Genomic DNA, 21928 nt, shown 5'->3' with positions numbered 1-21928 from the left:
CTTTTTTCTCGTTTCTCGTTCGTTGTTCGTTCGTTCTGTTCCACCCACCAAGAGGAGACATCCAGCATGACCACTTTCACCCGTCGCATCGCACTCACGGCCGTCGCGGCCGCGGCGTTTGCCAGCCTGCCCGCGCTCGCCGCGGAAAAGGTCAACCTCGGCGTTTCGATTCCCGCGGCCACGCACAGCTTCATGGGCGGCATCAACTACTGGGCCAACCAGGCGAAGAAGGACCTCGAGAAGGAACACAAGGACCTGAAGATCACCATCAAGACGGCCGCCAACGCGCCCGAGCAGGCCAACCAGCTGCAAGACCTGTCGACGGTCACCAAGATCAACGCGCTGGTCGTGTTCCCGTTCGAATCGGCCGCGCTGACCAAGCCGGTGGCGCAGGTGAAGGCCAAGGGCGCCTACGTGACCGTGGTCGACCGCGGCCTGACCGACACCAGCGCGCAAGACGCCTACGTGGCCGGCGACAACACCGCCTTCGGCAAGATCCCGGCCGAGTACATCGTGAAGACGCTGGGTGGCAAGGGCAACGTGGTGGCGCTGCGCGGCATTGCCACCACGCTGGACAACGAGCGCATGGACGCCTTCAACGCCGTGCTCAAGGGCAGCCCCGACATCAAGCTGCTGGACGCCAAGTACGCCAACTGGAACCGCGACGACGCCTTCAAGGTCACGCAGGACTACCTCACGCGCTTCAAGCAGATCGACGCCATCTGGGCCGCCGACGACGACATGGCCGTGGGCGTGCTCAAGGCCATTTCGCAGGCCAAGCGCGACGACATCAAGATCGTGTTCGGCGGCGCGGGCGCCAAGGACATGGTCAAGACCATCATGGACGGCAAGGACAAGCGCATCGGCGCCGACGTGAGCTACTCGCCCAAGTTCATCTACGACGCGATCAAGCTCACGGCCGAGGCGCGGCTGAAGGGCGAGAAGCTGCCGGCGACGACGATCATTCCTTCGGTGCTGATCACCAAGGACAACGCCAAGGATTTCTACCACCCGAACTCGCCGTTCTGAATGCGATCGGCCCCGTGGCCGATCGCATCACTCCCTCTCCCTTCGGGGAGAGGGCCGGGGTGAGGGCAGCGGCGGCGGCTGAAGCCGTGCGCTTGCAAAGACCCGAACCCTCACCCTAGCCTTCTCGCCGCAATGGGAGAGGGAACAGTTACCCAAGACAGGACCACCGAGGAGATCGATGAGCGATACACCGCTTCGCAAGCTGCGCTACGCCATGGTCGGCGGCGGGCGCGACGCCTTCATCGGCGCCGTGCACCGCAAGGCGATGGCGCTGGACGGGCAGATCGGGCTGGTCGCCGGCGCGCTGTCCTCGAGCCCGGACAAGGCGCGCGCCTCGGGCCGCGACCTGGGCCTGGCCGACGCGCGCAACCACGGCGACTGGCAGGCGCTGCTGGCCGACGAGCTTGCGCGCCCGGCGCATGAGCGCATCGACTTCGTGTCGATCGTCACGCCCAACCATGTGCACTTTCCGGTGGCGCAGGCCTTTGCCGAAGCGGGCTTCCACGTGGTGTGCGACAAGCCGCTGGTGCACACGCGCGAGCAGGCCGATGCGCTGGTCGCCACCGTGGCCGCGCGAGGCACGGTGTTCGGCGTGACCTACAACTACACCGGCTACCCGATGGTGCGGCAGGCCCGCGAGATGGTGCGCTCGGGCCAGCTCGGCGACATCCGCAAGGTGGTCGTCGAATACAACCAGGGCTGGCTCGCGAGCCATGTCGAAGGCGGCACCAACAAGCAGGCCGACTGGCGCACCGACCCCGCGCGCAGCGGCGCGGCCGGCGCCATCGGCGACATCGGCTCGCATGCCGAGAACCTCGTGGCCACCGTGACCGGGCTCGAAATCGACAGCCTGTGCGCCGACCTGGGCGCGCTGGTGCCGGGCCGCATGCTGGACGACGACGGCAGCCTGCTGCTGCGTTTCAAGGGCGGCGCGCGCGGCGTGCTCGTCGCCTCGCAGATCAACACCGGGCTGGAGAACGACCTGCGCCTGCGCGTGTCGGGCACGCTGGGCACGCTCGAATGGCACCAGGAGCAGCCGAGCCAGCTGGTGCACCTGCCGCACGACGGCCCCAGGCGCGTGCTGACGCGCGGCGCGCCGTGGCTGTGCGAAGCCGCGCGGCGCGCGAGCCGGCTGCCGGCCGGCCACCCCGAAGGCTTCATCGAGGCCTTCGCCAATGTGTACGCGGGCGTGGCGGCGGACATTCGCGCCCGGCTCGCGGGGCAGGTGGCCGACCCGCTGGACGCGGACTACCCGCGCGTGGCGGACGGCGCGCGCGGCGTGCGCTTCATCGAGCGCACAGTGGCTTCGGCGAAAAGCGAATTAAAGTGGACGCCCTGGTAGCGCGCGGCGCGCTGCCCGGGCTGCCATGACGCCTCCGACGCCTCCTTCTTCCGACGATTCTTCTTCCGACGCTTCTCACGTCTCTCCCTCGGCGGCCCGGCCCTGGCTCGCCGCCCTCTGGCGGCGCTGCGCCACGCTGTTCCCGCTGAAGCTGGTCGGCAACACCGTCGCCACCCTGGGCTTCTTTCCGCTGTACTTCTGGATCATGAAGAACGCGGGCCAGGCGTGGGTGCTGCCGCTCACCGCGGTCGACCAGCTCATCGCCTTCTGGCCGGCGCTGCTGCCGGTGTACCTCTCGCTCTGGGGCTACATCGCGCTGCCCGTGCTGCTGGCCAAGGACAAGCGCGAGCTGCTGAGCTTCTCGCTCGGCTGCGCGGCCATGACGGCGCTGGCGTTGCTGGTGTTCTGGTTCATGCCCACGGCCATTCCCAACTTCACGGTCGACACGCTGCCGGGCACGTCGCTGCAGTTCCTGAAGATGGTGGATTCGGCCGGCAACGCCTTTCCCTCGCTGCACGTGTCGTTCTCGGTGTTCGCCTGCGTGGTGCTCGCGCGGCAGCTGCGCGAGGTGGGTGCGCCGGCGTGGCTGCGCGTGGTGAACGTGGCGTGGGCGGTGGGCATCGTCTATTCGACGATGGCGGTGCGCCAGCACGTGCTGATCGACGTGATGGGTGGCTTCGCGCTGGGCGTGCTGCTGGGCGTGGCCACGCGGCAGCGGCCGCTCGCCGCGCCCCTGGCGCAGGCGCGCGCGGCCTAGGGCTTAGGCCGATTGCGGTATTCCGCCGCGGCGGCGCGCGCGGTACAACCCCGGCACCGTCGCCCGCCTGTCCGTCCGTCCACCCGTTCACCGCTGAGGGAGCCGCCATGAAGATCCGTTTGTTCGCCGTCGCGGCCTGCATGGGGGCCGGCGCCATCGCCGCTCCCGCCTTCGCGCTCGACTTTCCCTCGCGCAAGCCGGGCCTGTGGGAAATCCAGACCGGCGACGGCACCGCCAAGGGCCCTGGCAATGGCCCCGGCAATGGCCCCGCAGGTGGCCACACCATGCAGCAGTGCATCGACGCCGCCAGCGACAAGGCCCTGCGCGACATGGGCCAGGGCATGGGCAAGGACATGTGCTCGAAGCAGGAGCTGCGCGCCGACGGCGGCAAGCTGGTGATGGACTCGGTCTGCAAGATCGGCAACACCACCGCCACCTCGCACGCGGTGATGAGCGGCGACTTCAGCTCCGCCTACCGCATGGAGAGCAAGTCGAGCTACAGCCCGCCGCTGATGGGCCGCGCCGAAGGCACCAGCGTGATGGAGGCCAAATGGATCGGCCCCTGCAAGGCCGACCAGAAGCCGGGCGACATGGTCATGTCCAACGGCATGAAGATGAACGTGCTCGACATGATGAGCGGCCGGCCGAAAAAGCCCTGAGCCCAGGCCGGGCCGGCCGAAGTAGGCGCCGGCCCACAGCGCATCGCGGCTGCGGCGCGGACGCACGAAAGCCGCGGCCGCCCTACGATGGCCTGCCATGGCCGCACCGCAAGAAAACCTCGCCGCACACCTGGACACGAACCTGGTCGTGGCCCGCCCCGAAGGCCTGTACTGCCCGCCGGGCGATTTCTACATCGACCCCTGGCGGCCGGTGGCGCGCGCGGTCATCACGCACGCGCACTCGGACCACGCCCGCGTCGGGCACGCGCACTACCTGGCCCACACCGACAGCGAAGGCACGCTGCGCACGCGCCTCGGGCAGGACATCAACCTGCAGACGCTGCCCTACGGCGAGGCCATCGAGCACCACGGGGTGCGGGTGTCGCTGCACCCCGCCGGCCATGTGCTGGGCTCGGCGCAGGTGCGGCTGGAACACGGCGGGCGCGTGTGGGTGGCCTCGGGCGACTACAAGACCGAGGCCGACGGCACCTGCACGCCCTTCGAGCCGGTGCCTTGCGACACCTTCATCACCGAGTCGACCTTCGGCCTGCCGATCTATCGCTGGCCCACACAGGCCGTGCTGTTCGCGGAGATCGATGCGTGGTGGCGCGCCAATGCGCAGGCCGGGCGCGCGTCGGTGCTGTTCTGCTATGCCTTCGGCAAGGCGCAGCGCATCCTGCACGGGGTGGACGCGAGCATCGGGCCGATCGTGGTGCACGGCGCGGTTGAACCCTTGAACGCGGTGTACCGCGCCGCGGGCGTCGCGCTGCCGCCGACCTTGCGCGTGAGCGACGAAGGCGTCGACGCGGCGCTGCTGAAACGCTCGCTGGTGCTCGCGCCGCCGTCGGCGCAGGGCACGCCATGGATGAAGCGCTTCGGCAACTACGCCGATGCCTTCGCGAGCGGCTGGATGCAGCTGCGCGGCACGCGGCGCCGGCGCGGCGTCGACCGCGGCTTCGTCATGTCCGACCACGCCGACTGGCCCGGGCTGCAGCAGGCGATTGCCGGCACCGGCGCGGAGCGCGTGTTCGTCACGCACGGCAGCGTGCAGGTGATGGTGCGATGGCTGTCGGAGATTGGGCTCGACGCGCGCGGCTTCAAGACCGAGTACGGCGACGAGGACGACCAGGAAGCGCCCGCTGCTTCCGCGGCAGTGCAGCCACCAGATGCGCCCGAGGGGGACGCCGGGCGCCCTCATCCAGTTCTTCCCGACCTTCCCCCGGAAGGGGAAGGAGACACGCCATGAAGGCGTTTGCCGCGCTGTACCGCGAGCTCGACGCCAGCACGTCGAACCTCGCCAAGCAGGCCGCCCTGCAGCGCTACCTGCGCGATGCCGATGCAGCCGACGCCGCATGGGCCGTCTACTTTTTGGCGGGCGGCAAGCCGCGCCAGCTGGTGCCCACCAAGTTGCTGCGCCTGCTCGCGCAGGAATCCGCCGGCCTGCCCGAGTGGCTGTTCGACGAGAGCTACGACGCCGTGGGCGACCTGGCCGAAACCATTGCGCTGCTGTTGCCGCCGCCCGATGAAACGCACGACCTCGGGCTCGCCGCCTGGGTCGAGCAGCACCTGCTGCCGCTGCGCGACGCCGCGAAGACCGCGCCCGAGCAACTGGCCGACCGCCTGCGCGCGCAGTGGCGCCAGCTCGCGGCGGAGGAGCGGCTGGTGTACTTCAAGCTCATCACCGGCGCGTTTCGCGTGGGCGTGTCGAAGCTGCAGGTCACGCAGGCGCTGGCGGCGGTGGGCGGCATCGACGGCAAGCGCGTCGCGCAGCGGCTCATGGGCTACACGCACATCGGCGCGCGGCCGCAGCCCGTGGACTACAGCGCGCTCATCGCGCCGGAGTCGGGCGCCGAACAGGTGCAGAAGACCAGCGGGCAGCCGTACCCGTTCTTTCTCGCGCATCCGTTCAACCTGCCGGTCGAGCAGTTCGATGCGGTGCTGGGGCCGCCGGGCGACTGGGTGGTCGAGTGGAAGTGGGACGGCATTCGCGCGCAACTGGTGAAGCGCGCGGGCGTGGCGTGGGTGTGGTCGCGCGGCGAAGAACTGGTGACCGAGCGCTTTCCCGAGCTTGCCGCGCTGGGCGACGCATTGCCCGACGGCACGGTGCTCGACGGCGAGATTGCCGTGTGGCGCAGGGACGAGGCCGCGCCGGAAGGCGAAGGCAAGGTCCAACCCTTTGCCGAGTTGCAGAAGCGCATCGGCCGCAAGACGCTGGGGCCGAAACTGCTGCGCGACATTCCGGTGGTGCTGCTGGCCTACGACCTGCTCGAATGGGAAGGGCAAGACCTGCGCGCGCTGCCGCAATCGGAGCGTCGCGCGCTGCTCGACGACCTGGTCGCGCGCATGCAGCATCCGACACTGCTGCCGAGCCCGATGCTCACGGGCACCGACTGGGCCGACCTTGCGCGCCAGCGCGAGGCCGCGCGCACCATGGGCGTCGAAGGAATGATGCTCAAGCGCCGCGACGCGCAGTACGGCGTGGGCCGCACCAAGGACGTGGGCGTGTGGTGGAAGTGGAAGATCGAGCCGCTGAGCATCGACGCCGTGCTGATCTACGCGCAGCGCGGCCACGGCCGCCGCGCGAGCCTGTACAGCGACTACACCTTCGCGGTGTGGGACGGCCCGCCCGAGCAGCAAGACCGCAAGCTCGTGCCTTTCGCCAAGGCGTATTCGGGGCTCACCGATGCGGAGATGGGGCGCGTGGACGCGGTTATTCGCAAGACGACGGTGGAGAGCTTCGGCCCGGTGAAGAGCGTGAAGCCGACGCTGGTGTTCGAGCTGGGCTTCGAGGGCATCGCGCGCAGTACGCGGCACAAGAGCGGGATCGCGGTGCGCTTTCCGCGGATGCTGCGGTGGCGGGAGGACAAGCCGGTGGGGGAGGCGGATACCTTGCAGACGCTGGCTGCGTTGTTGCCGTCATGAGCTCGCCGGCGGACGCTGAATTTCTCCCTCCCCCTCTGGGGGAGGGCGGTGGTAGGGGCAAGCGGCGTATCAAGGACCAGCCATCGGTCGAAGGCCGCGTGCCCCCATCCCAGCCTTCACCCAAAGGGGGAAGGAGCAAGACCCACGTCAAGGCTGCGCTCGACGCGTGGTTCGCCGCGCGCGAATGGAAGCCCTTCAGGTTCCAGCGCGAGGTCTGGAAAGCCATCGCCGAAGGCAAGTCCGGCCTGCTCCATGCCACCACCGGCGCAGGCAAGACCTACGCCGTGTGGCTCGGCGCGCTGCAGGCCTTCTCGCAACCCCGCAAGGCCACGGCCCGCCCCGCGGCCCCGCCGCTCACCCTGCTGTGGCTCACCCCCATGCGCGCCCTGGCCGCCGACACGCTGCGCGCCCTGCAGCAGCCGCTCGAAGCCCTGGGCGCCGAAGTGCACCCCTGGAGCGCCGGCGCGCGCAGCGGCGACACTTCGTCGTCCGAACGCAGCGCGCAGAACCAGCGCCTGCCCACGGTGCTCGTCACCACGCCCGAGAGCCTCTCGCTGCTGCTCGCGCGCGCCGACGCGCACGAGGTGCTCGGCCACGTGCGCATGACCGTGGTCGACGAATGGCACGAACTGCTCGGCAACAAGCGCGGCGTGCAGGTGCAGCTCGCGCTGGCGCGCCTTCGGCGCTGGAACCCGGGCCTCGCGGTCTGGGGCATGTCGGCCACGCTGGGCAACCTGCACGAGGCGATGCATGCCCTGCTGGGCCATGAGGACGGCGTGCTCGTGCAAGGCCAGGTGCCCAAGAAGCTCGTCATCGATTCGCTGCTGCCCGGGCGCGCCGAGCGCTTTCCGTGGGGCGGCCATCTCGGGCTCACGATGCTGCCGCAGGTCGTCGACGAAATCGCGGGCAGCAGCACCACGCTGGTCTTCACCAACACGCGCTCGCAGTCCGAGATCTGGTACCAGGCCCTGCTGGAGGCCAAGCCCGAGTGGGCCGGCACCATCGCGCTGCACCACGGCTCGCTCGACCGCGAAGTGCGCGAGTGGGTCGAGCGGGGCCTGAAGAGCGGCGAGCTGAAGGCGGTGGTGTGCACGTCGAGCCTGGACCTGGGCGTGGACTTTCTGCCGGTGGAGCGCGTGCTGCAGATCGGCTCGCCCAAGGGCGTGGCGCGGCTGCTGCAGCGCGCCGGCCGCTCGGGCCACGCGCCGGGGCGGCCGTCGCGCATCACGCTGGTGCCCACGCACAGCATCGAGATGGTCGAGGGCGCGGCCGCGCGCGCGGCCATTGCGGCGGGGCACATCGAGGCGCGCCACTCGCCCGACCAGCCGCTCGACGTGCTGGTGCAGCACCTGGTGACGGTGGCGCTCGGCGGCGGCTTTGTGCCCGACGACCTCTACCGCGAAGTGCGCGGCACGGCCGCCTACGACAACCTGTCGCGCGAAAGCTGGCAGTGGTGCCTCGACTTCGTGTCGCAAGGCGGCGCCTCGCTCGCCGCCTACCCCGACTACAAGCGCGCCGTGCCCGACGCCGAGGGCGTGTGGCGCGTGCCCGATGCGCGGCTGGCGCGGCGCCACCGCATGAACATCGGCACCATCGTGAGCGACGCCAGCATGACGGTGCAGTACCTCGCGGGCGCGAAGATCGGCAGCGTCGAAGAAGGTTTTGTCGCGCGCATGAAACCCGGCGACTGCTTTCTCTTCGGCGGCCGGCTGCTGGAGCTGGTGCGCATCCACGACATGACGGCCTGGGTGCGGCGCGCCAGCGGCAAGCGCCCCGCGGTGCCGCGCTGGAACGGCGGGCGCATGCCGCTGTCGAACACGCTGGCCGATGCCGTGGTGCAGCAGCTGGCCCTGGCGGACGAGGGCCGCTACGACTCACCCGAGCTGCAATGCGTGCGGCCGCTGCTCGAGCTGCAGCAGCAGTGGTCGGCCCTGCCCACGCCGCAGACGCTGCTGGCCGAGACGCTGACCACGCGCGAAGGCTCGCACCTGTTCCTGTACCCCTTCGCGGGGCGGCATGTGCACCTGGGGCTGGCAAGCCTGCTGGCGTGGCGCGTCGCGCAGCACGAGGCGCGCACCTTCTCCATTGCGGTGAACGACTACGGCTTCGAGCTGCTGAGCGCCACGCCGGTCGATTGGCCGGTGCTGCTGCCGCAGGTGCTGCGCCTGCACGGCGAAGGTGAGGGTGATAGCTCCGATGCACGCGAGGCGCTGCTTCACGAGGTGCTGGCCTCGCTCAACGCGGGCGAACTCGCGCAGCGGCGTTTTCGCGAGATCGCGCGCGTTTCAGGGTTGATCTTCCAGGGCTACCCCGGCGAGAAGCGCAGCGGCAAGCAGCTGCAGGCTTCCTCCTCGTTGTTCTGGGAGGTGTTCCGCAAGTACGACCCCGGCAACCGGCTGCTGCAGCAGGCCGAGCAGGAGCTGCTGGCGCAGGAGCTCGAAATCGGCCGGCTGCGCGCCAGCCTGGTTCGCATGGCCGCCCAGCAACTGGTGCTGAAGCCGCTCGCGCGGCCGACGCCGTTTTCGTTTCCGCTGATGGTCGAGCTGTTCCGCGAGAAGCTGTCGAACGAGAACGTGGCCGACCGCATCGCGCGCATGGTCGAGCAGCTGGAAAAAGCCGCGGGCGGGGTGGTCACGGCCGGCGGCGTGGACCGCGTGAAAGGCTCGCTGGCCTTCGGGCAGGAGGGGGCGGGCAAGTCGGCGGCGCCGCGGCGGGGTGGGCGGAATGGGCGCGAGCGGCGCAAGCCGTCACGCCCGCTGCCGCCGCTGTGAAGCGCTCAGCCCGCGCCGTGCGCCTTCACCCACCGCACGATGTCCGACGCGCTCATCGCGCCGGCCTGCCGTGCCACTTCGCGGCCGCCGCGGAACAGCGCCAGCGTCGGAATGCTGCGGATGTTGAAGCGCGCGCCCAGCGCCTGCACGGCCTCGGTGTCGACCTTGGCCAGCCGCACCTGGGGCTCGAGCTGGGCCGCGGCCTGCTCGTAGCCCGGCGCCATCTGGCGGCAGGGGCCGCACCAGGGCGCCCAGAAATCGACCAGCACCGGGATGTCGTTGCGCGCGATGTGGCGATCGAAGGTGGCCGCGTCGGGCAGCGCGGTGGAGTGCCCGGTGAACAGCGCGCGGTGGCAACTGCCGCAGTCGGGCGCGCTGCCCAGCTGCGCCGCGCGCACGCGGTTGGTGGTATGGCAGTGCGGACAGACGATGTGCAGCGGGGGCGATTCGGTGGTCGATTCGGCGGTCATGCCAAAAAGCTGGGGGCCGCGGGGGCGAATTGCAAGGCGGGCGCCGAGCGGGGCGGGTTTTGCGACACTGGCGGGCAGTGAACACTTCCTCTTCTTCCGTGGCATCGCCTGGGGTTTCGCACGCTGTTCAGTGGGCCGGCGAGCAGCTGCACTTGCTGCCCGAGCGCGCGCTGTGGTGGCCCGCGCAACGCACGCTGTTCCTGGCCGACCTTCACCTCGGCAAGGCCGCGACGTACCGCGCGCTGGGCCAGCCGGTGCCGGGCGGCACCACGCAGGAGAACCTCGCGCGGCTCGATGCGCTGATCGCCGCGCACGCGCCGACGCACATCGTGTTTCTCGGCGACTTCCTGCATGCGGCGCAGGCGCGCACCGTGCTCGCGACCGTGTCCGCCTGGCGCGCGCGGCATGCGGACATCGCCATGACGCTGGTGCGCGGCAACCACGACAGCCGCGCGGGCGATCCGCCCGAGGCGATGCGCATCGACGTGGTGGAAGAGCCGTACCTGCTGGGGCCGTTCGCGTGCTGCCATCACCCGCAGGCGCATGCCACGCACTTCGTGCTCGCGGGGCATCTGCACCCTGCATGCAAGCTGTATGGGCCAGGGCGCGACAGCGTGCGCCTGCCGTGCTTCGTGAGCGATGCGCAGCAGGCCGTGCTGCCGGCCTTCGGTGAGTTCACGGGTGGTTGGTTGATGGAAGCGGCGCCTGGGCGGCGTTTTCATGCGGTGGGCGGATCGGCCGTGTGGGCGCTGCCCGCGGCGGACTGACTGTCTTGCTCCTTCCCCCTTTGGGGGAAGGCTGGGATGGGGGCAGGCGGCGTTCGATGAGGCACTGTGTGGTCGTCGACGCCGTCGTGCCCCCACCCCAACCCTCCCCCAGCGGGGGAGGGCGCAATTCAAACCCTCAAAGCACCACCGGCTCGTCCGGCAACTCGTTCACATCCAGCTCCCCCTCGCCCAGCGGAAAGTGTTCCACCAGCAAGGCCGAGATCTCTTCCAGCGCCTGCGTCAGTCCGTCCTCGAAGCGCCCGTCGCGAAACGCCGCGCTCATGCGCTGCGTCATCGCGGCCCACGCCGCGTCGTCGACGTGCGAATCGAGCCCGCGGTCGGCCACGATCTCGATCGCGTGCTCGGCCAGCAGCAGGTAGATGAGCACGCCGTTGTTGTGCGCCGTGTCCCACACGCGCAGCTTGCCGAACAGCATCACCGCGCGCTCGCGCGCCGAGGCATGCCGCCACAGGTACGACATCGGCAAGCCCGCCTCGACGCAGATGCGGATCTCGCCGCTGTGGCGCCGCTCGCTCGCGCCCACGCGGCCGGTCAGGCGCTGCATCACGGCCTCGGGCAGCGCGCGGCGCACCTCGGATTCGTCGATCCAGCGATGGCGCCAGATGCGCCCGAGCTTGGTGAACAGGGTTGCGTCGGTTGTCATCGTGTTACCTGTTCACCAGTTTCCCGAGGCGCCACCGCCGCCGAAATTGCCGCCGCCACCCGAGCTGAAACCCCCGCCGCCGCCACTGCTGCCGCCGCCGCTGCTCCAGCCCCCGCCGCCGCCCGAACTCCAGCCGCCACCACCACCGCCCCCGCGCCCCGCGGCCGTGACGAGCGTGACGATGAGCGCGATCACCCCCGCCACCACCGCGATGGCGATGCTGGCCGTGATCAGAAAAGCAACGACACCGACGCCACCGCCCACCACCACCGTGCCCAGCTTCTTGCCCAGGATGGCCCGCACGATCGGCGCGCCGATGAACACGCCCACGAACAGGAACAAGCCGAAGTGCTGCAGGAAGCCGAAGATGCCCGCGTTGCCGAAGCCGCTCGATTCACCCGTGTCGCTTGCCGGCGCCGGCAGCGGCTCGCCGTCGACCAGCCCGATGAGCCGGTCCACCGCGGCATTCAACCCGCCCGCGAAGTCGTTGTTGCGAAAGCGCGGCTTCATCTCCTCGTCGATGATGCGGCTGGCCGCCAGGTCGGGCACCGCGCCTTCCAGCGTCTTGGCCGTGGCGATGCGCATCGCGCGGTCGTTCTTGGCCACCACCACCAGCAGGCCGTCGCCCACGCCCTTGCGGCCGATCTTCCAGGTGTCGCCCACGCGCTGCGTGAAGCTGGCGATGTCTTCGGGCGCGGTGGTCGGCACCATCAGCACCACGATCTGCGAGCCCTTGCGCTGCTCGAAGGCCGCGAGCTTGGTCTCCAGGCCGTTGCGCTGCGCGCTGTCGAGCGTCTGGGTCTGGTCGATCACGCGCGCGGTGAGCGCGGGAATCGGCAGCAGGCCCTGCGCCAGCGCGCCCGGGCCCATGCAGGCGAAGAGTGCGACAAAGAGTGCAACGGAGAGCGCCAAGCAACGCGCTGCTGCCGCGCGGCGGAACAGGAAGGCAACGGCCATCGGTTGCGCTTGTTACTTCTTGGGCGCGCTGAAGTCGACGGTAGGCGGCGTGGAAATCTGCGCCTCGTTCTGCACCGAGAAATTCGGCTTGGGCGCGTAGCTGAAGATCTTGGCCGTGATGTTGGTCGGGAAGCTGCGCGCGAGCACGTTGTACTCCTGCACGCTCTCGATGTAGCGGTTGCGTGCCACGGTGATGCGGTTCTCGGTGCCTTCCAGCGTCACGCGCAGGTCGCGAAACGCCTGGTTGGCCTTCAGGTCGGGGTAGCGCTCCGACACCGCCATCAGCCGCGACAGCGCGGAAGACAGCTCGCCCTGCGCCTGCTGGAACTTCTGGAAGGCCTCGGGGTTGTTCAGCGTCTCGGGCGTCACCGTGATCGAGGTGGCCTTGGCGCGCGCCTCGATCACCTTGGTGAGCGTGTCCTGCTCGAAGCTGGCCTCGCCTTTCACGGTGGCGACGATGTTGGGCACCAGGTCGGCCCTGCGCTGGTACTGGTTGAGCACTTCGCTCCAGGCCGACTTGCTGGCCTCGTCGAGCGACTGGAAGTCGTTGTAGCCGCAGCCGCTCAGCGACACGGCCGCCGCAAGAATCAGGAACCAGCGCTTCATCATCATTTGCATTACCTCCACAGAAGAGGCGGAAGGTAGCATAGGACGTTGCCCGACCCCAGGCTTCGCGCACTTCATGTCGCTAGGCCAACCCCCTGCCGGTGTAACACCTGCGGCCCGGCAAGCCGGGTCCATGGTGTTCTTCGAAAAGAATCCAATGGTGTCCACTGCGATGGTGTCTTCTTCGTCTTATTCGATCAGCCCGCTCCAAGCCCTGCAGGCCGCCCACCGTCCGGCAGCACCCGCCGCTTCCACGGCCTTCGGCACGCTGCTGATCGCGGGGGCCACCGGCGCGCTGGGCGCCGAGCTGCTGCGGCGGCTGGCTGGCAGCCACCGCCATGCGCACACCCGCGTGCTGGCGCGCGAGCCGATGCGCGACGGGCTGCGCGGCGTGGAGACCTGCCTGAGCCCGGCGCTGCCCATCGCGCAATGGCCGCTCACCTCTGCCCACACCGCCATCGTCGCCTTCGACCCGCCACGGCTGTACCACGACCGCGAACGCGCGCTGTGGATGCCCGACCCCGCCGAGCTGCCCGCGCTCGCGCGCTGGCTGCGAGCCTGCGGCGTGCAGACGCTGGCCATCGTGCAGCCGCACGACCAGGGCCGGCTGCCCGAGTCGCTGAAGCGCGGGCTCGCGAGCCTCGACGAGCAGGCGGTGGTGGCCTGCGGCTTCGAGCGCGTGATCCTGGTGCGCTCGGCGCGCAAGCCGGTGAACCCCAGCTTCGCCAACCCGCTGGAGCGGCTGGCCGCGTGGATGCTGTCGGTCGTGCGCTTCATGGTGCCCAGCAGCGAACAGCCGGTGCGCGCGTCGAAGGTGGCCGAGCTGGTCGACCTGGCGCTGCGCATCGCGCCGCCGGGCGTGCACGTGGCCGCGCCCGAACTGGTGTGGCAGGCCGCGCAAGGCGACATGCAGGGCGTGGCCGCGCGCTGGCTGGGCCTGCCGGGCTAGCGGGCCGTCAGCGCTTCGCCGCGCATTCCAGCGGGCATTTCACTTGCGCCACTGGCGCAGCAGCTCTTGGGAGTCCAGCACCAGTCCCAGGTGCAGCGACACCATCGCCAGCGCCGCGCCTTCCAGGTGCGCGTCGGTGCCGCGCACCAGGTCGCGCAGCACGATCACGCGGTAGTTGTGGTTGTTGGCGTCGAAGGCGGTGTTGAGCACGCAGCAGTCGGTGAAGCCGCCGTCGAGCACCACGGTCTCGATGCGCTGGTTGCGCAGCAGAAAGTCGAGGTCGGTCGGGTAGAACGCCGACAGCCTGCGCTTGGTGTCCACGCGCATGTCGCCAGGCTCCACGCGCGTGACCCACTCGGTCCATTTCGAGCCTTCGAGCGCATGCGCGTCGGCATTGGGAATCTCGCCCACGTGCAGCGGAAAGGTGCGCCGCCACGCCGCCGGAATGCCGCGCGTGTCGTCTTCCCCGCCGGGCCGCAGCACCGACTTGACGTGCACGATGCGCACGCCCAGCGCGCGTACCTCGTCGTGAAAGCTGTCGATGGGCGCCACCACGTCGCGCGCACGGGGCGCGGGGCAGGGGCAGTCGGGGTCGTCGTCGAGGTGGCCGCGGTGCATGTCGATGGACACGACCGCGGTGGTGGCGGGGTTCAGGTAGTCGGCGAACTGCGCGGCGTCGAGCTCGCGTTGCTCGTTGTAGACCCAGGCCTTGATCGGGTTCATCTGCGTTCCTCGCGCACATAGGGTTGGCCCAGCGCGCCGGGCTCTTCGTCGGCACCGCGCCGCGACAGCGCCACCCACACCATCACGCCCAGCGTGACCGCGTAGGGCGTCATCATCACGAAGTACTGCGGCAGCTGCACGCCGGCGGCGGCCAGCTGCGGAATCAGCGCCTCGATGCAGCCGAACAGCACCGCGCCCACCAGCGCCTTCCAGGGCGACCAGCGCGCGAAGATCACCAGGCCCACCGCGATCCAGCCGCGCCCGCCGGTCATGCCGGCGATCCACAGCTTGGTGCTGACCACCGAGATGTAGGCGCCCGCCAGGCCCACCAGCGCCGAGCCGGCCAGCACCGCGGCAAAGCGCCACGCCGTCACGTTGATGCCCGCCGCGTCCGCGGCCTGCGGGTTCTCGCCCACGGCGCGCAGCCGCAGCCCGGTGGAGGTGCGCGCGAAGAACCAGGCCACCGCGCCGAAGATCGGCAGCGTGAGCCACACCATCGCGTTCTGCGCAAAGAGCTTGCCCACGCCCGGCAGCATCGACAGCGGCCACAGCGCCATCGCGCCGATGCCGCCGGTGGCGTGGTTGGTCCAGTCGGCCATGGAGCCGACCAGCGAGGTGAGGCCCTGGCAGAAGAACACCAGCGCGAGCCCGGCAATCACCTGGTTCACGCGCAGCCAGATCACCATCACCGCGAACAGCACCGACACCAAGCTGGCCGCCAGCATGGCCAGCACCAGCGACACCGCCGGCTGGCCGATGGCGATCTGCGCGCCGATGCCCGCCAGCGCGCCGACCAGCATCAGCCCTTCGGCGCCCAGCGACAGCACGCCCGCGCGCTCGCAGACGATGAGGCCGAGCGCCGCCAGCGCGTAGGGCACCGCGAAATCGGGCGTGCTCGCGAGCCAGTTCAGGATGACGCCGCCGTTCATGCCGCGGCCTCCCCGCCGACACCACCCACGCGGCGCAGCCGGTGGCGAATGAAGAAGTCGCTCGACGCCACGCACACCACGATGATGGCCTGGATGAGCTGCACCATCGAGAACGGCACCTGGTAGAACACCTGCAGGCTGCGCCCGGTCACGAACAGCGCCGCCACCAGCAGCGCCACCACCGTGGCCGCCAGCGGGTTGTTGCGCGCCAGGAAGGCGATGAGGATGCCCGAGAAGCCGTAGCCCTGGTAGAAGGCCTGCGTGAGCCGCCCCTCCTGCCCCGCCACCACCGCGAAGCCCGCCAGCCCCGCCATCGCGCCCGACAGCAGCACGGCACCGTAGATGGTCCGGCGCACCGGCACGCCGTTGGCATGCGCCACGCGCGGGTTCGCATCGACGAAGCGCAGGTACAGCCCCGCGCGGCTCACGCTCACCAGCCACCACGCCAGCAGCGCGACGATGCCCGCCAGCAGGATCGCGCTGCCCACGCCGCCGCCCAGTTCGGGCAGCCGCTCGAACGCGCGGAACTGCGGCGAGTACGGAAAGTTGTCCTTCGGGTCTTTCCAGCTGCCGTACACCAGGTGCAGCAGGAAGTTGGCGGCCATGTAGTTGAGCATCAGCGTCGAGATGATCTCGTTCACGCCGAGCTTCAGCTTGAGCCACGCCGGGCCCCACACCCACAGCAGGCCGCAGCCCACGGCGGTGACGAACATCAGCGGCAGGCGCAGGTGCTCGGGGCCCACTTGCCACATCGACACGGCGGTCGCGCCGATGGCGCCCCACACCATCTGGCCTTCCAGTCCCAGGTTCCAGAAGCGCGCGCGAAACGCGATGCAGCCCGCCAGGCCGACCAGGATCATCGGCGCGGCCTGGAACAGCACGGCGCGAAAGTTCTGCCCGTCGAAGAAGGTCTGCGTGACGAACTCGTTGGCCAGTTCGTCGGCCGGCACGCCCGCGGCCACGAGGATGGCCGCGGAAATGGCGAAGCCGACCAGCAACGCCACCGCGAGGATCAGCGCCTGCCAGCGCCACGCCATGTGCTGGCGGATCTCCAGCGCGTAGCGGCGGCGCGCCAGCGGTTGCATGGCGCGCGGCCCTCCATGCGCAACGGGAGCGAGGGGTGCGGTTTTGAGAGGCGCGGGGGTCTTGGGTGCGTGTGCCATGTCGGCCGGGAGGGATGCTTCAGCCATGGTCGACCATCGCCTGTCCAATGGCCTGCCGGTCGGCCGGCTGTGCGAATTCACCGGCGATGCGCCCGCGCGTCATCACGCCCACGCGGTCGGCCAGCTGCAGCACTTCGTCGAGGTCTTCGCTGATCAGCAGCACCGCGGCGCCGCCGTCGCGCGCGGCGCGCAGGCGCGCATGCACCTCGGCGCTGGCGCGCACGTCGAGCCCGCGGCTCGGGCTGTGCGCCAGCACCAGCGTGGGCGACTTGCCGAACTCGCGCGCCAGCACCAGCTTCTGCGCGTTGCCGCCCGAGAGCAGCGCGGCCTTCTGCGACACCGAGCGCACGCCCTGCACGTCGAAGGCGCGCACGGCTTCCTGCGTGTCGCTCTGGATGCGCCCCCGGCGCAGGCGCCACACGGGGCCGTAGCGCCCGGTGTGCACGCGGCCGATGGCGTAGTTCTCCGCGACCGAGAGGCCACCCGCGAGCGCGAGCCCGTAGCGGTCGGCCGGAATGGCGGCAATGCCGATGCCGCGGCGCTGCGCGGCAGGCAAGGTCTTCAGGTCGCCGTGGCCTTCGAAGTGAATGGCGCCTTCGGTGGCTTCGCCCGGCAGGCCCATGATCGCGCCCGCGAGCTCGCCTTGCCCGTTGCCGCCTACGCCGGCCAGCCCGTAGATTTCTCCGGCGTGCAGCTCGAGGTCGACGCCGTCGAGCACGCGCCGGCCTTCGGGCGAGGCCGCCGTGCGCAGCCCCCGCACCGACAGCCGCACCCCGCCACGCGCGGTGGCAGAGGGCTGGAAGGTTTGCGCCGCAATCGACTCGCCCACGGTGAGCTTCACCAGCTCGGCGACCGACGCATCGCGCGGCTGCAGCGTGGCCACCGTGCGGCCGCCGCGCATCACCGTCACGCGGTCGGCGTAGGTCTTCACGTCGGCCATCTTGTGCGTGACCAGCACCACGGCGGCGCCGGCGCGCGCCAGGCCCTGCACGGTCTGCAGCAGGCGCGCGGCCTCCTGGTCGGTGAGCACGGCGGTGGGCTCGTCGAGGATGAGGATGCGCGCACCCGCGAGCAGCACCTTCAGGATCTCTACGCGCTGCTGTTCGGCAATCGACAGCGCATCGACGCGCTTCGACGGATCGATGTCGAAGCCCAGCTCCGACGCCTTGTTGCGGATGTCGCGCGCCATCTCGCGCAGCCGTTCGCCGTGGCTCTGGAACTCCGCCGGCGGCGGCGCGGTGAGCAGGATGTTCTGCGCCACCGTGAACGGTCGCACCAGCTTGAAATGCTGGTGGACCATGCCGATGCGGTGCTTCGCGGCGTCGCGCGGTCCGGCAAAGCGCACCGCGTTGTCGTCCACCAGCAGCTGCCCGGCCTCGGGCGCATAGAGCCCGGCCGCGATGTTCATCAGCGACGACTTGCCCGCGCCGTTCTCGCCCAGCAGGGCGTGCACCTCGCCCCATCGCGCGGCGAAGTGGGCGTCGGCCAGTGCCGCGAAGCCGTCGAAGGACTTGCGGATGCCGGTGAGTTCGAGCGCGTTGGGCATGGTGTCGTCAGGCAGCGGTTTCTTCTGAATGGCTTCCGCTTACTTCTGCGTGACCACGCCCTTGACGAACCAGTCCATCTTCCACAGGTCCGCATCGGACAGCACCGCGCCCTTGGCCACGCGCTCCTTGCCGTCGCGGTCGGCCAGCGGGCCGGCATAGATCTGCTTGCCCTTCATGATCGCGTCGCGCTCGGCGGTGATGGCCGCGGCCTTGTCCTTGGGCACGGCGGGGCCGAAGCCCGCGATGTCGGTGCCGCCGTCCTTCATCTCGATGAAGGCGCCGTATTGCGCGGGCTTCCAGCCGCCGGCCATCACCTTCTTCAGCTCCGGCGTGAGGAACTTGTCCCACACCCACACCGAGGAGCACAGCGTGGCCTTGGGCGCGAACTGGCGCAGGTCGCGGTGGTGGCCGGTGCCGTACACGCCGCGCTCCTGCGCAACGATCTGCGGGGTGGGGCTGTCCACGTGCTGGCCGATGACGTCTGCGCCCTGGTCGATCAGCGCGGCCGCGGCGGCGCGCTCCTTCACGGGGTCGTTCCACGCGCCGGTGTAGATCACGTTGACGGTGGCGTTGGGGTTCATCTTCTGCGCGCCGAGCGCGAAGGCGTTGATGGTCCAGTTCACCACGCCGAAGGGGTTGGCCGCGACGAAGCCGAGCTTGCCGGTCTTCGACGCCGCGCCCGCGGCCATGCCGCAGAGGTACTGGCTCTCGTAGGTGCGGCCGTAGAAAGATTCGAGGTTGGTGCCGTTGGTGGTGCCCGAGCCGTTGAGGAAGGCCACGTCGGGGTATTTGGCGGCCAGGTCCTTGAAGCTGTCGGAGTAGCCGAAGGCGGTGCCGATGACGATGTTGGCCCCGCGCTGGATGAACTTCTCGGCCGCCGGCTTGATGGCCGAGGCGTCTTCGGGCACGTTCTCGACGAACTGGATCTTCTGGCCGATTTCCTTCTCGATCTTCACGCGCGCTTCGTCGAAGGCCTGCGTCCAGCCGCCGTCGTTCTTCGGGCCGAAGTAGAGCATCGCGATCTTCGGCTTGTCTTTCAGCGTGAAGCCGTCGGCGGCCGCGGCGGGCAGCGTCGTGAAGACCGCGCCGCCGGCTGCGATGGTCATCGCGAGGCCCAGGCCTGGAGTGAGGGTGCGCAACTGCATGGAACTACCTTTGAGTAGAGGCTTTGAAGGAGGGAGAGCAACGGAAAAAAGAAGAAGGGAACGCGGTGCGCGCTACATCATGAAATTGATGCGGAACACATTGCCTTCGGGGTCGAGCAGCACCGACTGGTACCAGTTGTAGTAAGTGACGTACGGCGGCTTGATGAGCGTGGCGCCGGCTTCGAGCGCGACGGGCACCATGCGGTCGACATCGGCCTGGCTGTCGACATCGATGTTCAGCAGGAACTTCACGCCGCGCGTGTCGGAGAACTCGGCGAGGTGCAGGAGCTCGTAGGCATCGAGGGCGTTGAAGCCGAGGCTCGATTTGCCGGTGTCCAGCCCGCGGAAGATGGGCGAGCGGATCGCTTCGATCTCTTTGAAATCGAACACGCGTTGGTAGAAGCCGCTGAGCGCGACCACGTCCTTGGCGAAGACGTTGACGTAGGAGAGGTGGGCCATGTCGGTGTTGTGCTGTTCGTTGCTGGTGTTTCTTGTGCTGCTGTTCAGGGCGAGTGATCCGGGATCAACGACTGCGCTGCATAGCGATCACCACGAACAGAAATGCAAGACATCGCTCAGGCCGACACCTTGGTCCCACCGAAGGTCGTCTGCTTGACGAACTTGGACGTCAGGTGGTCGCCCGAGGAAATCGGCGCGTACTTGGCGCTCTCGCCCGGTGCCAGACAGCTCGGCAGGCACTCGACCATGGCGTCGTAGTTGGGCTGGTGGAAGAACACCAGCGACTGGCGGCGGTTGGTGCTCGCCACTTCGAACGGCGGGTTGATCACGCGGTGCAGCGTGGACACCCACTGGTCGTTGGTCCACTGCATCATCAGGTCGGCGATGTTGACCACCAGCCCGCCTTCGACCTGCGGCACGTCGACCCACTGGCCGGCCTTGTTGAACACCTGCAGGCCCTTGTCGTCGGGCAGCACGATGGTCAGGCTGCCGTAGTCGCTGTGCGCGCCCGCACGCAACTGGCCCGGCAGCGGCTGTTCGCGCTGCGGCGGATAGCTCAGCACGCGGAACATGCTGATGTGCTCGTCGATCTTGTCGTCGAAGAATTTCTCGGGCAGCGACAGGCCGAGCGCGAAGATGCGCATGAGCGAGCGCGAGAGATCGCTCATGGCCCCGAAGTAGCCTTCGTACGCTTCGCGGAAGCCGTCGATGGGCGGCCAGCTGTTGGGCTCGAAGTGCGGGCCCGCCGCGGGGCCGCGGTGGTAGTCGTCGTCCGGCACGTTCGACGGGCCGATGGAGAACGACTCCTTCAGGTCGCCCGGTGCCGCTTCTTCCAGGCTGTACGAGAGGCCTTCTTCGCCCACCGCGCTGTAGCCGCGCACCGCGTCTTCGCGCGGCCGGTCGACCTTGCGCTTCTCGGCGAGCGGCATGTCGAAGAAGGTGCGCGAGAGCGACGACACGCTCGCGATCAGCTCGGGCGCGATGCCGTGGTTGGTGATGACCAGGAAGCCGATGCTGCGACAGGCTTCATCGACTTTCTTCGCGACCTCCGCCTTGCCCTCGGCCGTGCCGGCGAAGTAGGGCGCGAGATCGATGATGGGGACGGACAGCAATGTCATGGCGAGTTCCTCATGCTTGGCATGCCTTTCGCCATGCAACGTCTGTGCCAGTTGGACCAAATGGACAAATCGCGATGGCCGCGTCAGCATGGTGCGCGAAGAGGCCTTCGCACAGGCCTTCGAAGGCCGTCATGACGCAAGGCGATGCACCGCGGCCTTACAGTGGTGCGCAGTACGAAACCGAAGACAGAAGAGAGAGCGAGGGAAGATGCCGAAGACCAAGGCGCTGGTTGCGAACATCAGCAAAAAAGCCGGCAAGGAAGCCAGCAAGGAAGGCCCGCGCCAGCGTGCGAAGCCCGCGGTGCGCAGCGCGTCGGCGGTGAGCCGTCGGCTGCGCCAGATCGAGGACAAGCGCAGCGCCATCCTCGGTGCGGCGCTGGGGTTGTTCTCGCGCTTCGGCCTGCATGGCACGTCGATCGACCAGGTGGCGGCGCGCGCCGATGTGTCCAAGAGCAACCTGCTCTATTACTTCGCGAACAAGGAGGAGCTGTACGTCAACGTGCTGCGCGACCTGCTCGCGCTGTGGCTGGAGCCGCTGCGCGGCTTCAGCGAGGAGCAGGACCCGAGCGAAGCCATTGGCGGCTACATCCGCCGCAAGCTCGTAATCTCGCGCGACCGGCCCGATGCGTCGCGGCTGTTCTGCCTGGAAATGATCCAGGGCGCGCCGCTGCTGCGCGACGAACTCGACCGCGAGCTGCGAACGCTGGTGGAGCGCAAGTCGGAGGTGATCGCGGCGTGGGTGGCGGCGGGCAAGCTCGCGCCGGTGGACCCGCAGCACCTGATCTACGCGCTGTGGGCGATCACGCAGCACTACGCGGATTTCGGCGTGCAGGTGCAGGCGCTGTCGGGGCACACGCTGGACGATGAAGCGTTCTTCGAGCGGACGGTGGAGAACGTGCAGCAGATCGTGCTGCAGGGGATCACGCCGCGTTGAGTTTTGCTCCCTCTCCG

At 69.3% G+C, this 21928-nt stretch carries 21 protein-coding genes; 10 read left to right on the top strand and 11 right to left on the bottom strand.

Annotated features, from left to right (window positions below; genetic code table 11):
- Window positions 1-66: 66 nt before the first annotated feature.
- The 7 genes from AB6807_RS08440 (at window position 67) to AB6807_RS08410 (ending at window position 9480) form a co-directional block, all read left to right on the top strand.
- Window positions 67-1029 carry a substrate-binding domain-containing protein gene (locus AB6807_RS08440; protein ID WP_116913524.1) on the top strand — a complete coding sequence of 321 codons (963 nt, stop codon included), beginning with the start codon at window positions 67-69 and terminating at the stop codon, window positions 1027-1029.
- A gap of 178 nt (window positions 1030-1207) precedes the next feature.
- On the top strand, window positions 1208-2371 hold the full coding sequence (locus AB6807_RS08435) for a Gfo/Idh/MocA family protein (protein ID WP_371084234.1): 1164 nt from the start codon (window positions 1208-1210) through the stop codon (window positions 2369-2371).
- 25 nt (window positions 2372-2396) lie between these two features.
- Window positions 2397-3128 (top strand): phosphatase PAP2 family protein, encoded by a 732-nt coding sequence (locus tag AB6807_RS08430; RefSeq protein ID WP_371084233.1) that lies wholly within the window; start codon window positions 2397-2399, stop codon window positions 3126-3128.
- A gap of 107 nt (window positions 3129-3235) precedes the next feature.
- On the top strand, window positions 3236-3787 hold the full coding sequence (locus AB6807_RS08425) for a DUF3617 domain-containing protein (protein WP_371084232.1): 552 nt from the start codon (window positions 3236-3238) through the stop codon (window positions 3785-3787).
- Between the two features lie 97 nt (window positions 3788-3884).
- Entirely contained in the window at window positions 3885-5033 is a 1149-nt protein-coding gene (locus AB6807_RS08420; RefSeq protein ID WP_371084231.1) for a ligase-associated DNA damage response exonuclease, read from the top strand.
- Window positions 5030-6709 (top strand): ATP-dependent DNA ligase, encoded by a 1680-nt coding sequence (locus tag AB6807_RS08415; RefSeq protein ID WP_371084230.1) that lies wholly within the window; start codon window positions 5030-5032, stop codon window positions 6707-6709. The genes AB6807_RS08420 and AB6807_RS08415 overlap by 4 nt, the downstream gene beginning before the upstream one ends.
- Window positions 6706-9480, top strand: a complete 2775-nt coding sequence (locus tag AB6807_RS08410) for a ligase-associated DNA damage response DEXH box helicase (RefSeq protein WP_371084229.1) — start codon at window positions 6706-6708, stop codon at window positions 9478-9480. Before AB6807_RS08415 ends, AB6807_RS08410 begins: the two co-directional genes overlap by 4 nt.
- A 5-nt stretch (window positions 9481-9485) precedes the next feature.
- On the opposite strand, the gene trxC is transcribed toward AB6807_RS08410, so the two are convergent.
- Window positions 9486-9950 carry a thioredoxin TrxC gene (gene trxC / locus AB6807_RS08405; protein WP_116913517.1) on the bottom strand — a complete coding sequence of 155 codons (465 nt, stop codon included), beginning with the start codon at window positions 9948-9950 and terminating at the stop codon, window positions 9486-9488.
- Window positions 9951-10048: 98 nt separating this feature from the next.
- On the opposite strand from trxC, the gene pdeM reads away from it, so the two are divergent.
- Complete coding sequence (pdeM, locus tag AB6807_RS08400; RefSeq protein WP_371084228.1) at window positions 10049-10717, top strand: ligase-associated DNA damage response endonuclease PdeM; 669 nt, start codon at window positions 10049-10051, stop codon at window positions 10715-10717.
- 136 nt (window positions 10718-10853) lie between these two features.
- Here pdeM and AB6807_RS08395 read toward each other — a convergent pair whose 3' ends face one another.
- Genes AB6807_RS08395 through AB6807_RS08385 form a run of 3 tightly spaced genes read right to left on the bottom strand, consistent with a single transcriptional unit; the run spans window position 10854 to window position 12950 of the window.
- Entirely contained in the window at window positions 10854-11381 is a 528-nt protein-coding gene (locus AB6807_RS08395) for a TPM domain-containing protein (RefSeq protein WP_371084227.1), read from the bottom strand.
- Between the two features lie 12 nt (window positions 11382-11393).
- Window positions 11394-12338, bottom strand: coding sequence for a YgcG family protein (locus tag AB6807_RS08390; protein ID WP_371084226.1), 945 nt, complete (start codon window positions 12336-12338; stop codon window positions 11394-11396).
- Window positions 12339-12350: 12 nt separating this feature from the next.
- Window positions 12351-12950, bottom strand: a complete 600-nt coding sequence (locus AB6807_RS08385; protein WP_207786841.1) for a LemA family protein — start codon at window positions 12948-12950, stop codon at window positions 12351-12353.
- A 151-nt stretch (window positions 12951-13101) separates the two neighbouring features.
- Here AB6807_RS08385 and AB6807_RS08380 point away from each other — a divergent pair, with 151 nt between their 5' ends.
- A complete protein-coding gene (locus tag AB6807_RS08380; RefSeq protein WP_371084225.1) occupies window positions 13102-13893 on the top strand; it encodes a hypothetical protein in 792 nt (263 codons plus the stop codon).
- Between the two features lie 39 nt (window positions 13894-13932).
- Here AB6807_RS08380 and AB6807_RS08375 read toward each other — a convergent pair whose 3' ends face one another.
- The 7 genes from AB6807_RS08375 to AB6807_RS08345 form a co-directional block, all read right to left on the bottom strand.
- The gene (locus AB6807_RS08375; protein ID WP_371084711.1) at window positions 13933-14607 is read right to left on the bottom strand and encodes a cysteine hydrolase family protein; all 675 of its coding nucleotides are present in this window, start codon (window positions 14605-14607) and stop codon (window positions 13933-13935) included.
- A 5-nt stretch (window positions 14608-14612) separates the two neighbouring features.
- Window positions 14613-15545, bottom strand: a complete 933-nt coding sequence (locus AB6807_RS08370) for an ABC transporter permease (protein WP_371084224.1) — start codon at window positions 15543-15545, stop codon at window positions 14613-14615.
- Complete coding sequence (locus AB6807_RS08365) at window positions 15542-16630, bottom strand: ABC transporter permease (RefSeq protein WP_371084223.1); 1089 nt, start codon at window positions 16628-16630, stop codon at window positions 15542-15544. The genes AB6807_RS08370 and AB6807_RS08365 overlap by 4 nt, the downstream gene beginning before the upstream one ends.
- Before the next feature lie 97 nt (window positions 16631-16727).
- On the bottom strand, window positions 16728-18254 hold the full coding sequence (locus AB6807_RS08360) for an ABC transporter ATP-binding protein (protein ID WP_371084222.1): 1527 nt from the start codon (window positions 18252-18254) through the stop codon (window positions 16728-16730).
- A gap of 39 nt (window positions 18255-18293) precedes the next feature.
- Window positions 18294-19400 (bottom strand): BMP family ABC transporter substrate-binding protein, encoded by a 1107-nt coding sequence (locus tag AB6807_RS08355; RefSeq protein ID WP_116913510.1) that lies wholly within the window; start codon window positions 19398-19400, stop codon window positions 18294-18296.
- A 72-nt stretch (window positions 19401-19472) separates the two neighbouring features.
- Window positions 19473-19859 carry a VOC family protein gene (locus AB6807_RS08350; protein ID WP_116913509.1) on the bottom strand — a complete coding sequence of 129 codons (387 nt, stop codon included), beginning with the start codon at window positions 19857-19859 and terminating at the stop codon, window positions 19473-19475.
- Window positions 19860-19975: 116 nt separating this feature from the next.
- Window positions 19976-20977, bottom strand: coding sequence for an isopenicillin N synthase family dioxygenase (locus AB6807_RS08345; protein ID WP_371084221.1), 1002 nt, complete (start codon window positions 20975-20977; stop codon window positions 19976-19978).
- 208 nt (window positions 20978-21185) lie between these two features.
- On the opposite strand from AB6807_RS08345, the gene rutR reads away from it, so the two are divergent.
- The gene (rutR, locus tag AB6807_RS08340) at window positions 21186-21911 is read left to right on the top strand and encodes an HTH-type transcriptional regulator RutR (protein ID WP_116913508.1); all 726 of its coding nucleotides are present in this window, start codon (window positions 21186-21188) and stop codon (window positions 21909-21911) included.
- The last annotated feature ends 17 nt before the right edge of the window (window positions 21912-21928 follow it).

Source organism: Variovorax sp. RCC_210 (assembly GCF_041355175.1).
Taxonomy (GTDB): domain Bacteria; phylum Pseudomonadota; class Gammaproteobacteria; order Burkholderiales; family Burkholderiaceae_C; genus Variovorax.
The sequence above is the reverse complement of the archived record's forward strand: the minus strand, read 5'-3'. Positions and strand labels throughout refer to the sequence as shown.